13 protein-coding genes are annotated in these 13,166 nt (G+C 40.6%); 7 read left to right on the plus strand and 6 right to left on the minus strand.

The window, feature by feature from the left end; all coding sequences use genetic code 11:
- The 5 genes from F1E73_RS08860 to egtD all read left to right on the plus strand — a co-directional run.
- Positions 1-351 (plus strand): nucleoside transporter C-terminal domain-containing protein (locus F1E73_RS08860; protein ID WP_317132954.1); only part of this gene is annotated, 351 nt, incomplete at its 5' end.
- Between the two features lie 276 nt (positions 352-627).
- The gene (locus F1E73_RS08865; protein WP_150451708.1) at positions 628-1,899 is read left to right on the plus strand and encodes an NAD(P)/FAD-dependent oxidoreductase; all 1,272 of its coding nucleotides are present in this window, start codon (positions 628-630) and stop codon (positions 1,897-1,899) included.
- Positions 1,900-2,176: 277 nt separating this feature from the next.
- Positions 2,177-3,001, plus strand: coding sequence for a thymidylate synthase (locus F1E73_RS08870; protein ID WP_086475473.1), 825 nt, complete (start codon positions 2,177-2,179; stop codon positions 2,999-3,001).
- A gap of 166 nt (positions 3,002-3,167) precedes the next feature.
- Entirely contained in the window at positions 3,168-4,316 is a 1,149-nt protein-coding gene (gene egtB / locus F1E73_RS08875) for an ergothioneine biosynthesis protein EgtB (RefSeq protein ID WP_150451709.1), read from the plus strand.
- Positions 4,317-4,347: 31 nt separating this feature from the next.
- Complete coding sequence (egtD, locus tag F1E73_RS08880) at positions 4,348-5,331, plus strand: L-histidine N(alpha)-methyltransferase (protein WP_150451710.1); 984 nt, start codon at positions 4,348-4,350, stop codon at positions 5,329-5,331.
- A 185-nt stretch (positions 5,332-5,516) separates the two neighbouring features.
- On the opposite strand, the gene F1E73_RS08885 is transcribed toward egtD, so the two are convergent.
- Positions 5,517-5,813: an isoamylase early set domain-containing protein gene (locus F1E73_RS08885; RefSeq protein WP_086475470.1), complete on the minus strand. Its 297-nt coding sequence runs from the start codon at positions 5,811-5,813 to the stop codon at positions 5,517-5,519.
- 155 nt (positions 5,814-5,968) lie between these two features.
- The gene (locus F1E73_RS08890; RefSeq protein WP_150451711.1) at positions 5,969-7,045 is read right to left on the minus strand and encodes an aminotransferase class V-fold PLP-dependent enzyme; all 1,077 of its coding nucleotides are present in this window, start codon (positions 7,043-7,045) and stop codon (positions 5,969-5,971) included.
- A 57-nt stretch (positions 7,046-7,102) separates the two neighbouring features.
- On the opposite strand from F1E73_RS08890, the gene F1E73_RS08895 reads away from it, so the two are divergent.
- Both F1E73_RS08895 and F1E73_RS08900 read left to right on the plus strand, forming a co-directional pair.
- Positions 7,103-7,489, plus strand: a complete 387-nt coding sequence (locus F1E73_RS08895) for a 2TM domain-containing protein (RefSeq protein ID WP_086475468.1) — start codon at positions 7,103-7,105, stop codon at positions 7,487-7,489.
- Entirely contained in the window at positions 7,489-7,989 is a 501-nt protein-coding gene (locus F1E73_RS08900) for a dihydrofolate reductase (protein WP_150451712.1), read from the plus strand. The genes F1E73_RS08895 and F1E73_RS08900 overlap by 1 nt, the downstream gene beginning before the upstream one ends.
- 66 nt (positions 7,990-8,055) lie before the next feature.
- Here F1E73_RS08900 and murI read toward each other — a convergent pair whose 3' ends face one another.
- From murI to F1E73_RS08920, 4 genes are all read right to left on the minus strand, one after another.
- Positions 8,056-8,844, minus strand: a complete 789-nt coding sequence (murI, locus tag F1E73_RS08905) for a glutamate racemase (protein WP_086475466.1) — start codon at positions 8,842-8,844, stop codon at positions 8,056-8,058.
- 249 nt (positions 8,845-9,093) lie between these two features.
- Entirely contained in the window at positions 9,094-9,603 is a 510-nt protein-coding gene (locus F1E73_RS08910; protein ID WP_086475545.1) for an OmpH family outer membrane protein, read from the minus strand.
- Between the two features lie 56 nt (positions 9,604-9,659).
- The gene (locus F1E73_RS08915) at positions 9,660-10,478 is read right to left on the minus strand and encodes an OmpH family outer membrane protein (RefSeq protein WP_394349914.1); all 819 of its coding nucleotides are present in this window, start codon (positions 10,476-10,478) and stop codon (positions 9,660-9,662) included.
- Positions 10,479-10,586: 108 nt separating this feature from the next.
- Positions 10,587-13,154, minus strand: a complete 2,568-nt coding sequence (locus F1E73_RS08920; protein ID WP_223883397.1) for a BamA/OMP85 family outer membrane protein — start codon at positions 13,152-13,154, stop codon at positions 10,587-10,589.
- Positions 13,155-13,166 lie beyond the last annotated feature (12 nt).

The following is a 13,166-nucleotide window of genomic DNA, read 5'->3' on the forward strand; positions in this document are numbered from 1 at the left end:
TTTGCCCCATTAATGTGGATTATTGGGGTAGAATCCGTAGATATGATGCTCATGGGACAATTATTGGGCATTAAACTGGCTGCCAGTGAATTTATAGGATATATACAATTGGCAGAGTTAAAGGAAGCCTCCAACGCTGTTCACTTCACCTATAACAAGTCCATCATTATGGCTACCTATATGCTTTGTGGTTTTGCCAACTTTGCCTCTATCGGGATACAAATTGGTGGGATTGGATCTTTGGCACCGGGACAACGGAAAACACTTTCAGAGCTGGGCATGAAGGCCGTATTAGGTGGTTCCTTGGCTTCGCTCCTATCCGCAGCCATCGCAGGGATGATATTGGGTTAAAAGCAACTGCCCCTATTAAATACAATCGTATTTGAAGATTATATTACCATAGCAAAAACCTAGAGGTTTTTCACAGACCCCTAATCCTCTTTCTTATTAGGCAGCAGCACCAAAGCATTCTAAAAATACTTATTTGAGAATTGGTATTACAAAGCGTTCGCAAGGCTTCAAAATAACACCTCTTAATTTTAAGACCTTTGAAAATTCCCACATTTCATATCTGTTGTAAGGAATTTTCCACCTTTTGCCCCTACCTTTGTAGATATTCTTAATATTATGAAAGAGAAGCAGACCGTAGTGGTAGTAGGTGGTGGCTTCGCAGGTCTGGAATTTATCAAGACCTTGGGAAACTCCAACCAATACAACATCATCTTAGTAGATTGCAATAATTATAATTTTTTCCCGCCACTTATTTACCAAGTTTCCACTGGGTTTATGGAGCCTTCTGCTATCAGCTATCCCTTTCGGAAAATCTTAAGAGATAAGAAAAGTGTCCGATTTAGGTTAGGGGCTCTTAAAGAGGTGGTCCCTACAGAAAATAAAATAATCGTACAAAATGGTGAGTTAAAGTACGATATCCTAGTCATGGCTACCGGGGCGGAGACCAATTTTTTTGGCAACAAGAATATTGAGGAAAAGAGCTTACCGATGAAAACCATTAGCGACGCCCTTTCCCTTAGAAATGTAATCCTTACCAGACTGGATAGGGCCACCCGACTAAAAGATAACGAGGACCGCAAAAAACTACTCACCTTTGTTGTGGCAGGTGCCGGGCCTACCGGGGTAGAACTCTCCGGTATTTTGGCGGAGATGCGGTCTTTTATTCTAACAAAGGATTATCCCGAATTGAGCAAGGAAGATTTGGGTGATATTTATATTATTGACGGTCAAGATGCGGTATTGGCCCCTATGTCCAAGCAATCACAAAAGTACACCCATCGGCAACTGGAAAAACTAAACGTTAAAATTAAACTCCATACCTTAGTTAAGGATTTTAAGGATGATACCGTGTACCTATCAGACGGTACGGAAATACAGAGCAAGAACCTAATTTGGGCAGCCGGAGTATCTGCCAAAACCTTTAAGGGATTTGCCGAGGAGAGTTATGGACGGGGCAAGCGGTTAAAGACAAACGCCTTTAATTTGGTGGATGGCTATAACAATATCTATGCTTTAGGAGATTGCGCCTTGGTAAGCGGGGATGAAAACTTTCCGGAAGGACACCCTCAATTGGCACAACCCGCCCTACAACAGGCTAAAAATTTGGCCCACAACCTAAGTTTAGCCAATAAGGAGTGGAAGCCCTTTACCTATAAAGACAAAGGTTCGCTGGCCATTATTGGAAGGAATAAGGCAGTTATGGACTCCCCAAATCAGAACATTCACCTAAAAGGATTTGTAGCATGGTTTATTTGGATTTTTGTCCATATTATGGGCTTGGTCAATTTCAAAAATAAGGTACGCACCTTATACAATTGGATAGGATATTATATATACAAAGACCAATCGTTTAGGATGATCATTAAGCCCAGCGAAAGAAAATCCTAAGATTTTAATTTACACAATGGAAAGCTTCGCTTTCTAATTTTCCCTTGCGTCGTTTAAGCTACCACCGTTAATTGGGGTTTACAGCAGACTGCTAGCCCATATTACCGACCGTTATATGCTGCTAAAACACCTATTTGCACACAGTTGATAATTTTATCATAACTTGCTAAAAACAACTCCCACTTACGGGCATATTTCGTTAATTTGCAAATTGTTGCCACAACACCAACCACCAAGTTGGTTTGGGGCATTTTTTAAGTAATATTAGGATTGGATTATGAAACAGTACCACGATTTACTAAAACATGTATTGGAAAACGGCTTTGAAAAAGGAGATCGTACCGGAACGGGCACCAAAAGCGTTTTTGGGTACCAGATGCGTTTTGATTTGGCCGAAGGCTTCCCCATGGTTACCACCAAAAAATTACATTTAAAATCCATTATACACGAGCTATTATGGTTTTTAAAGGGAGACACAAACATTTCCTATCTCCAGGAAAATGGGGTGAGAATTTGGAATGAGTGGGCCGATGAAGAAGGAAATCTAGGGCCCGTATATGGCTACCAATGGCGAAACTGGAACGGGGAAGAAATAGATCAGATAAAGGAAGTGATCCACAGCCTTAAAAACAACCCCAACAGTAGGCGTATGTTGGTCTCTGCATGGAATCCGAGCGTATTGCCAGACACCAGTGTTTCCTTTTCAGAAAACGTGGCCAATGGTAAGGCCGCATTACCTCCTTGCCATGCGTTTTTTCAGTTTTACGTTGCCGATGGAAAATTATCCTGTCAACTTTATCAACGAAGTGCCGACATCTTTCTAGGAGTACCCTTTAACATAGCCTCTTACGCCTTGTTTACCCTTATGATGGCCCAGGTGTGCGACTTACAGCCTGGAGAGTTTATCCACACTTTTGGAGATGCCCATATTTACAACAATCACATGGAACAGGTTAAGCTTCAATTGGAGCGCAGTCCACTACCACTTCCTAAGATGGTGTTGAATCCAGCGGTTAAAGACATATTCGACTTTAAATTTGAGGATTTCAGCTTAGAAGACTACCAGCACCACCCCCATATAAAAGGAGCGGTAGCTGTATAAAGCAAAACTTATTTACTTGCAAAAAATTAGAAATGGGTCATTCCGGAATTAACGGATTAGGACCCATTTTTTATTTATTTGGGTCAACACTATTGTTTTTGGGTCAAAATGGTATATGATTTATTCCGTATTTTTAAGGAACAAATAATATGCTTTAGCTACTATCATGGATATTACTGCCTTCTTTCTACAAACAAGGACCCTTACCAAAAACCTGTGCAAGCCTTTGGAAATAGAAGACTATGTAGTACAACCCATCGAAGAAGTCTCCCCACCCAAATGGCATTTGGGGCATACAACCTGGTTCTTTGAAGAGTTTATTCTTAAAAAGCATATTGATTCCTACACGGTTTTTGACCCAGAATACTCCTATATATTTAATAGTTATTACAAGAGTTTAGGAAAAAGAGTGGTAAGATCCAATCGCGGAAATATGTCCAGGCCCTCTGTAATAAAGGTGTATGAATATAGGGAGTTTGTAACCAAACACATGGAAGCCCTTTTAACCAACCACCCTAGCGAAGAAGTGCTAAAACTTACCGAAATAGGCATCCATCACGAAAAACAACATCAAGAATTACTACTCACCGATATTAAATACATCTTGGGCAACAACCCCTTGCTCCCCGTCTTTAATCCTTCCCTGGTAGAACATCCCATTGAAAACCAAGAACAAGAGTGGATTTCCATCCCCGAAGGCGTGTATGAAATTGGTCATTTGGGCGATGGTTTTTGTTATGACAATGAGCTAGGCAGACACAAGGTATACCTCTCCCCCTATCAAATTTCCAATAAATTGGTGACCAACCAAGAATACCTAGAATTCATGAATGACGGAGGCTATGAGAAATTTGATCTTTGGCATTCCGATGGATGGGAATGGGTAAACTCCCACAAAATTAACGCTCCCTTATACTGGCACAAAATAGATGGCCAATGGCATCACTACACTTTAGGCGGACTTACACCTATTGAAAACAGTCAGCCCCTAAGTCATATCTCCTATTTTGAGGCCTTTGCCTTTGCGCAATGGAAGGGGTGTAGGCTACCTACAGAATTTGAATGGGAAATAGCGGCGACTAAATTTAGCTGGGGTATTCGATGGGAGTGGACAGAAAGTGCCTACCTACCATACCCCTCCTACAAAAAGGCTGAAGGCGCCTTAGGAGAGTACAACGGGAAGTTTATGGTAAACCAAAAAGTATTAAGAGGTAGTTCTGTTGCCACCCCTCCCCTCCACGAAAGAATTACCTACCGTAATTTTTTCCAAACGCATTTAAAATGGCAATATACAGGAATAAGGTTAGCCCGATAAACGAGATTCCTCCACCTAAAATTAAGTTTTTATGAACCAAGTTACCTTTGCCAAGATCCAGGAACAATTTGCCCAAGATGTCTACAAGGGCCTTACGGATTCCCCAAAGCACCTAGCCTCCAAATACATCTACGATGAAAGGGGAGATCTGTTATTTGAGGAGATAATGAACCTACAAGAATACTACCTCACCTCCTGTGAATTAGACATATTAAAAATTCACAAAGCCCAAATTACCGATCTTTTCCTACAAAATACCCGCTCCTTAAACTTGGTGGAACTAGGTGCGGGGAACGGCAAAAAAACCAGAATAATCTTGGAAGAACTCCAGCATCGGGATGCAAATTTTCATTATGTCCCTATAGATATCAGCGACAATGCCCTGCGGCGCTTACAAAACTCCCTATCCGAAGAATTTCCAGGTTTAAAAGTAAAGCCCAAGCAGGGTACGTATTTTAATAAGCTTAAAACGATCACCTCCTCCACATCTACTAAAAATGTCATCCTCTTTTTGGGCTCCAATATTGGCAACCTCCCCCACAAGAAAGCGATTGAGTTTTTAGCACAACTGGCTAGAGAAATGCACCAAAATGACATGATTTTTTTGGGATGCGATCAGAAAAAGAACCCCCAAACTATTTTAGACGCTTATAACGACCCCCATGGTAAAACCGAGGCCTTTAATAAAAACTTACTGCAGCGGATCAACAAGGAGTTAGATGCCAATTTTAACTTGGATAATTTTTTACATTGGGAGGCTTATAACCCTGAAACAGGCACTGCCAAAAGTTTTTTGGTATCCAAAATTACACAAAGGGTACGCATTGAATCCCTAGATCTTGAAATAAGCTTCGCCCCTTGGGAAACCATCCATACCGAAATATCCCAAAAATACGACGATGCGCTTATTGCCGAATTAGCCAAGTCCGCAGGCTTACGGATTGAAAATCAATTTTCGGACCGAAAAGAGTATTTTAAGAACTACGTGCTTATGAAAACAACGCCCGCTAAGTAATAAACACAAGACTGGGCATTGGCCCCAATTAACCGATGAACCCCTCCCCTTGGATTAGTTTACCACCATCTAATTGACTTCATCACACAATAACTGTTGTTCCCAATAAGACAACTCCATTAGCTATTTGCTATGGATGCATCTTGCATACATAGCCTCAACAAGGAATGGTCACTAAGATAAAATTACAACTTTAACACAGAGTTTTCCGTGCCTGCGTAATCGTTCCACTGCAATCCGTCTCCATCTTCTTCGTTCACAAATTGTTCATCTATCAGGTACTTAAATTCTGTACTTGTGTCCTTTGGAAAATTAATTGCTCCTTTAAAGGTGCCGTTCTTCAGCTTTTTTAGGGTATTGGCCTTGGGATCCCAATTGTTGAAATCGCCCACCACTGCCACTTTTTTTGCCTCTTTGGCAGCAACAGTAAAGGTTACCTTGCAAATTGGTTTAGTCTTTAAATATTGTTTAGTAATAGCCATAATATTGGTTTTTAATTAATTGCAAACTTACACTATTAAGTTCCTCATAGCCAATGCCCAAGAAAACTTTTATCAATTTCATAAAAAAAGAATTACTCCAAGAGGGCATCCTCAATTAAGCAAGCACAAATTCATGAAAGGCGGAATTACCTTTATTATTTTAGTAAATCAACAATTTCTTCTATTTCGTTTTCGGTATTATAAAAATGAAACGACAGTCTAACCCCATCGCCCCGCTGTGCACACAACACCCTATGCTGCATTAACTTTGCATATTGTTTCTCTCCCAACGAAAGATTGAAAATAGTACTGTGATGCTCCCTTTCTAGTAGCTCTGACTGCAATAGCCCCAAATTCCCAAATTCTGCAAATGCCAATTTAGAGAGTTTTACCACCTGCTCGTTTACCACATCCAACCCAATACCGAGCAGAAATTTTAGGGAATGGTTGAGACTCCCAAATGAAGTACTATCCAAGTGACCGGGCTCAAACCTATTAGCAAAGGTAATTTGATCTCTACCCTCTAAGTTTCCCCTAGCGCTATTAAACCCTATAGTGGCGCAATTAAAACGATCTGCTACCCCATCAGCAAATAGCACACATCCGTTACCATATCCTCCCAACAACCATTTATACCCACTTACCCCCAGCACATCTATCCCAGAATCTTTAAAATTTAAAGCTTGGGTACCACAAAACTGGGTTCCATCAGCAATAATTATGAGGCCTGGAAAATCCCTTTTCAGGGTTTTTAGGAATTCCAAATCAATTTTAAATCCATTGAGCCACTGTACCAAGCTAAGGGCTAGGATCCCAATCTTTTCCGATTTTACTTTTTCATAGATTTGCTCCTCCAAATTAGCCGTAATTTCTAAATAGCTAACGGAGTGCCCCCTAGATTTGAAAGGCCAGGTTAAGGAAGGATAATCCCCTTTTATCAAAAGCACCTTTTCCTGTTTGCCTACCCCTTCCAATAAAAGATTAAACCCTATGGAAAAATTGGGCACAAGTGCGACGTTCTCTAAGTTACAATTAAAAAACTGAGCTACCGTACCTCTGGTATCCGCTACTATCTTGGCCAGCTTTGCATTTAGCTTTTTGCCACCTATCAATACATCCAGATCGTGCTCCTGACGCCAATCAAACAGCCCATCGTACAGCAGTCCTGCAGTAGCGGTATCTGCATAAATATAATGATTGAGGACAGGGAACTGCTTTCTGATGTTTTTCATGATCCGATTGTTCAAAATTCGTATTTTGGTATCTTTACCCTAAAGATACCGATTAACATGTTTGCAAAAAGTAAAATTACTCCCAAAATAGACTTGGAACAACACCAATTATTAGAGGCGGCCCAAGCGAGGATAAAACAAAAAAAACGTCTTTTCTCTCATTTCATGGTCTTTTTAGTAGGCAGTATTTTCATTTTCTTAATCAATAAGATCCTTGGATATGGGATAGAATACAACTGGTATATTTGGGCCATAGTGTTTTGGGCCTTCTTATTTGTACTTCATTTTGTTAATGTCTATGTTACCACTAAGTTTATGAGTCCCGAATGGGAAAGAGCACAGAGGGAACGCTTGGTATTAAAACAAAAGCAGAAAATTGCCGAGTTGCAGAAAGAAATAGAAACAGATTTCCCATTATCTAACATTAATAAAAAGCTAGAATAATGCAAATTATATCCATGATTGCCGCAGCAGGTGAAAACAATGCTTTGGGAAAAGATAATGACCTATTATGGCATTTACCCGATGATTTTAAGTTTTTTAAAAATCGTACCTCCGGCCACAAAATTATAATGGGACGGAAAACGTTTGAGACCTTCCCCAAACCCCTTCCCAACAGGGTGCATATTGTAATTACCAGGGACCGCAATTATCACATATCACATCCAGACTGCATTGTGGTGCACTCCATGGAGGAGGCGTTAAAATTAGTGGAAGGCGAATCGCTTGCCTTTATCATTGGAGGCGGAGAAATTTACCGTATGGGATTAAAGCATGCCAATGTTTTAGAGCTGACCCGTGTTCACGAATCTTTTGAAGCAGCAGATACCTTCTTTCCCGAATTTGATGAAGCGGAATGGACCCTCACAAATAAGGAGTTTCATCCCAAAGATGCCCGGCACGCCTATGATTTCACCTTTTTAACCTACCAAAGAAAATCATAGTGGCGTTATACAGCATCTTGGTAAAAAAACAGGATTAAAACAACCCAATACTTGTAAAACCGGGGTTTAAAAATCCAAAAAAGACACTTTATAGGGTACCCCGGCGTCTTTTATAAAACTCTCTAGAACCTTTACCTCCCTATTGGTATAAAACTGGAATTCCCCATGGGAGCCTTCCGGACATTGCAAATTAAATTCCTCTAACACCTTTTTGGTTTGCCTTGCCACGCCATCCCCAGAGTCAATAATCTTCACATTGCTAGGCAATAGTTCCTTGAGCAGGGGAATTAAATAAGGATAATGGGTACACCCTAAGACCAGCTGGTCTATTCCCTCTTGCACCATATGGGAAAGATAGCGCTCTAGAAGCGTTTTGGTTTTTAAGGAATTAAGCTCTCCGCGCTCTATTAGCCCCACTAGGCCCGTCCCTTTTTGCTCTAATATCTGTATCCCATTAGCGTGGCTCTTGGAGGTAGTATGAAACAGGCTACTAGAAAGCGTTCCTTTGGTGGCCAAGACCCCTACTTTTTTTGTTTTAGAGTTTAATGCAGCTGTTTTAATTGCGGGCTCTATTCCTATAAAGGGCAGTTTGTAATTGGCCCTGAGATGACTTATGGCGTTGGTAGTAGCGGTATTGCAAGCCACCACAATTAACTTACATCCTTTTTGGACTAAGAGATCCACATTCTTGATGCTGAGCCGTAAAATCTCTTCCTGTGACTTTTCTCCATAGGGGGCGTTTTTACTATCGGCTAGATAAATAGTGGACTCCTCCGGCAACAATCTATTAATCTCGCGCCAGATGGAGGTACCTCCAATACCCGAATCAAATATACCTATAGGACCTGTATGCATGCAAAGACATTTAAGCCTTTAAAGTTACATTAATATTGATTTGGACAAAGGGATATATCAGACAAAAAGAAGCTATTTAACGGATCGTAGCGTCATTTTGGTTTTGGTGACCTTAAGGCACGAGAACGATTCTAGCGCCATCGAAGGCTGCCAAAGGGAATGTGGAAACCCAAATTTTAACCTTATTTATAAATAGAAAGAGCCATGCGATGGCATGGCTCTTTTCTTTAAACTCTTAGTGGGGTAGGTTTAGAAACCCAACTCTTTCTTAACTGCTGGCAAAAGGTCTTTCCCCTTTGCTACGATAAGTCCACCACCTTGGGTAGCGTCTATTACATAGTCTATACCTTGAGCAGCTGCAACGGTCTCAATGGCCTTTTTAGCTTTTTCGGTAATAGGACCCAAAAGCTCTGCTTGCTTCTTTTGCAATTCTTGCTGAGCTGTTTGTTGAGCCTCACTGATATTCTTCTCAAATCCTTGTAATTCCAAAGCTCTCTTCTGGTTCTCTTCTTCAGATTTAGAAGCAGATTCATTAGAGTATTGAGTATACTTGTTTCTAAGCTCGGTCATAGAGCTTTCAATATCGGCTCTATACGTTTCTTGCAGCTTTTTAAGTTCTGCATCGGCAGCTTTCATCTCTGGCATGGAAGAAAGTAATTCCTGAACGTTTATATGAGCAATTTTAGCCTGGGCGTTAACAAAACCAGTCGCTGCTACAAACAACACAATGGCTACCGCGATTTTCTTTATTTGTTTCATGTTTCTCATTAATGTTTGAATGTTAATTTTTAATTATAGTTATATATTGATTGAAGTTATTCCTTTTGATTATCTGTTTCCTCTTCGTCTACTTTACCACTTCTTTTTTCTACTTCTTTTTGCTTTCTAGCTTCTCTCTCCTCCAACAGTTGTTTTCTTCTAGCTTCGTACGCCTTGCGACGTTCTTCCCTTAATTTCAACTGCTCCTCCCGTCTTTCATCGGCTGTCTTTCTTCTAGCCTCTTCCGCTTGTTGTGCTCTTTCTTGTCGCTCTAAGAGCGCTTCACTTGGCTCTTCTTCTTCCTCAAAGTCGGTAAGACTTCTTCTATCGTTTTTCTTAGGGGCACTTATTTTTCTGGTCCGTGAGATCCCCCGTAGTACCAAGTCGCTAATATCGTGCCTTTTTTCCGAATACAACATTACAACATCTGCCGATTTATCAAAAATAAAATCATAATTTTTATTGGCACCTATTTTCTGCACTTCATTAAATACCTGATCTTGTATTGGCTGTATCAGCCTCCTTTTTTGGAGAACCAAATCGCCCGAAGGCCCAAACCTATTTTGCTGGTATTCCAGCATTTCTTTTTCCAGCAACTGGATTTCTTCTTCGCGTTCCTCAATCAACTCGGCCGTCAGCAGCACTTTTTCTGCCATAAGATCCTTTTTCATCTGATCTATTACAGCCTTCTCCTTTTCCAGCTCCTGCTTCCAGCGTTGCACCCTGTTGGCTAACTGCTCTGTGGCCTCCCTATACTCCTCTACATTTTCTAGGATATACTCCATATCCACATACCCTATCCTTACTCCTCTTTGGGCGCTAAGATTAGCTGCAGCAAAGGCAACACATAGAATTAAAAATATTTTTCCGTTAATTTTCATACTATCTTCGTTTTAGACTATAGAAAATATCGTGCCAAAAAGTATATTTCCATTCTCAAACACACAGTAGTCAATAAAAAACTGACCTCTTAATTGTATTAATTAAAACTGCTGTCCAATAATGAAGTGGGTTTGCCACCCGCTAGGCCCAACGGAATTAGGGTTATAATCCTTATCAAATCCATAACCAAAGTCGATTCCAAGAAGTCCAAATGCCGGCATAAAAATTCGAAGCCCCACTCCGGCCGATCTTTTCATTTCAAACGGATTAAAGCTATGAAAATTGTTGAAGGCATTACCAGCTTCCAAAAACGCCAGACCATAAATGGATGCAGAGGGCTTAAGGGTTAATGGATATCTTAGTTCTAACGAGTACTTGTTATAGATTACCCCACCATCCTGAATTTGTTGTCCAGAAACTGGATCTACACTATAGGGTGTTAGGGATTGATTTTCATATCCTCTCAATTGAATTACATCCCTACCGTCCAAGGTATAGGTTCCCAATCCGTCTCCTCCAACATAAAAACGCTCAAAGGGTACCTTTCCAACTTTTGCATTATAGCTACCTAAAAATCCAAATTCAGCATTGGTTCTAAGTACTAATTTATCTACTAGGGTAGTATACCAGTCCCCTTTAAAATTCACCTTATAGAACTCCAACCATTTAAATCGCTCCTGATCTATGCGCTCTACTTCGGCATTGTTCTTATCCTTGATAGCGATTTCAAGATCGGAATTCAACTTGTCATAATCCTTATTATTGAACAGGGAAAATGGTGGTGTAAATTTAGCGGTCACCTCAAAATTGGAACCAGACCTAGGGAAAATACGTCCTCCCCCAGTAGCATTCCTGGAGATCCCCAAGCTATAAGCGAAGGAATTGGATTGTCCATTACCAAAATTAAAAAGTCCCAGGTTATAATTTTTAAAATCGTACAATTGGTAGCCCAAGGAGTGGGAAATGGTAAAGAAATCATCGGGCCACTGCACCCTTTTAGCCAATCCTACGGACACTCCGGTAATAGAGAAGGTCCTGTTTTTATCTGGCCTTCTACTTACATACGGGTTATAGTAGAATTGCTGTGTTCTTGAAAGCGACATATTAAATCGCACTGGCTTCTTCCCTCCTAACCAAGGCTCGGAAAAGTTAAGGCTATACACCCTATACGTTCTACTGGCCTGCAAACGCAAGGCAAAGGTTTGGCCATCTCCCATGGGTACTGGCTTATACGCCTCCCCATTAAATAAGTTCTTAACCGAGAAGTTACTGAAGGAAAGTCCCAAAGTACCAATGAAACCACCGCCACCATAGCCTCCTTGTAGTTCTATCTGGCTAGAACCAGATTCTACCAAGTTCCAAGCTAAATCTACCGTACCAGTATTTGGGTTTGGGTTTTGAATATCAGGAACAATCTGTTCTGCATCAAAGAAGCCCAACTGACCTAATTCCCTGATACTCCTAATAATATCGGATTTATTATAACGTTGTCCAGGTCTAGTACGCAGTTCCCTAAAGATTACGTGGTCATTGGTCTTATCGTTTCCGGAGACTGTTACATGACTTAAAAATGTTTCTTTCCCTTCAATGATCCTAATTTCAAAATCGATCGTATCATTTTCGGCAGACATTTCAACCGGACTAATGTTAGAGAACATATATCCGTTATTCTGATAAAGATTGGTAAGATCTGCTGCATCTGGATCCGTAGCGTCGGCAATACGCTTCCTTAACAGCACCCCATTATAGGTATCCCCCTTTTTAATTCCCAAAACACTGGCCAATTGGCGATTGGTATAAACGGTGTTCCCTACAAAGTTGATATCCCCAAAGTAGTATTTGTTTCCTTCTTCTACTTTAATCTTTAGGTCTATAAGCTTATCATCTACCTTTACAAAGGTGTCCGATACAACCCTAGCATCCCTGTATCCTTTTTCGGCATACTTGTCTACCAAAGCAACCAAGTCTTCCTTATAATCTTCCTCTATGTACTTAGATTTTTTCCAGAAGCGATAAAACCTCTTCTTTTTGGTGTTTTTCAGGGCCTTCCTAAGTGATTTATTGGACAGCTCTTCATTGCCTTCAAAGATAATATTGTTAATCTTTACCTTTTCCCCCTTCTTAATGTTGATCACCATTTTCTGGGTATTGGTATCTACCGTATCCTTAGCCGTGGCAATATTTACTGAAGCGTTTATGTACCCCTTCTTTTTATATTTGTTCTGGAGGTAGTTCCTGGTATTGGCAATTAAACTTTCGGTAATCTTTTTACCTTTTTTAAGATCGGTATCCTTTAAAATCTCTGCAACTCTACGCTGCTTCACCCCGTAAACGGTTACATCTGTAAGCGTGGGCCGCTCAATAATATTGAGCTCCAAAAACACCTTACCGTCCTCAATATTGGTGATGTAAAAGCTAATATCCGTAAATAGCTCTAACCCCCATAATTTATTAATTACGGCACTGATCTCATCCCCGGGCACAGTTATGGGCTGTCCTATCCTAAGGCCTGTATAGGTCTTTACGGTCTGCTCGTTATAGCTTTGCAGACCGGTGACCTCCAAACCACCAAGGATATATTCTTTCCCATCCTCATAGGAGGGGTCCTGTGCGTAGTTTAGGGTTGTAAAAAAAAAGAAGGTAAGTGCGGTTAAAAAGTGTAGGCTCATGATTCTGCCCAT

The sequence above is a fragment of the Arenibacter lacus genome, from assembly GCF_008711145.1.
GTDB lineage: Bacteria > Bacteroidota > Bacteroidia > Flavobacteriales > Flavobacteriaceae > Arenibacter > Arenibacter amylolyticus.

Excerpts from the sequence above, each read along its gene's own strand:
- F1E73_RS08920 (WP_223883397.1), bottom strand. The coding sequence starts at position 13,154 with ATGAGCCTACACTTTTTAACCGCACTTACCTTCTTTTTTTTTACAACC.
- F1E73_RS08885 (WP_086475470.1), bottom strand. The coding sequence starts at position 5,813 with ATGGCTATTACTAAACAATATTTAAAGACTAAACCAATTTGCAAGGTA.
- F1E73_RS08900 (WP_150451712.1), top strand. The coding sequence starts at position 7,489 with ATGCAAATTATATCCATGATTGCCGCAGCAGGTGAAAACAATGCTTTG.
- F1E73_RS08910 (WP_086475545.1), bottom strand. The coding sequence starts at position 9,603 with ATGAAACAAATAAAGAAAATCGCGGTAGCCATTGTGTTGTTTGTAGCA.
- murI (WP_086475466.1), bottom strand. The coding sequence starts at position 8,844 with ATGCATACAGGTCCTATAGGTATATTTGATTCGGGTATTGGAGGTACC.
- F1E73_RS08865 (WP_150451708.1), top strand. The coding sequence starts at position 628 with ATGAAAGAGAAGCAGACCGTAGTGGTAGTAGGTGGTGGCTTCGCAGGT.
- egtD (WP_150451710.1), top strand. The coding sequence starts at position 4,348 with ATGAACCAAGTTACCTTTGCCAAGATCCAGGAACAATTTGCCCAAGAT.
- F1E73_RS08870 (WP_086475473.1), top strand. The coding sequence starts at position 2,177 with ATGAAACAGTACCACGATTTACTAAAACATGTATTGGAAAACGGCTTT.
- F1E73_RS08895 (WP_086475468.1), top strand. The coding sequence starts at position 7,103 with ATGTTTGCAAAAAGTAAAATTACTCCCAAAATAGACTTGGAACAACAC.
- F1E73_RS08890 (WP_150451711.1), bottom strand. The coding sequence starts at position 7,045 with ATGAAAAACATCAGAAAGCAGTTCCCTGTCCTCAATCATTATATTTAT.
- egtB (WP_150451709.1), top strand. The coding sequence starts at position 3,168 with ATGGATATTACTGCCTTCTTTCTACAAACAAGGACCCTTACCAAAAAC.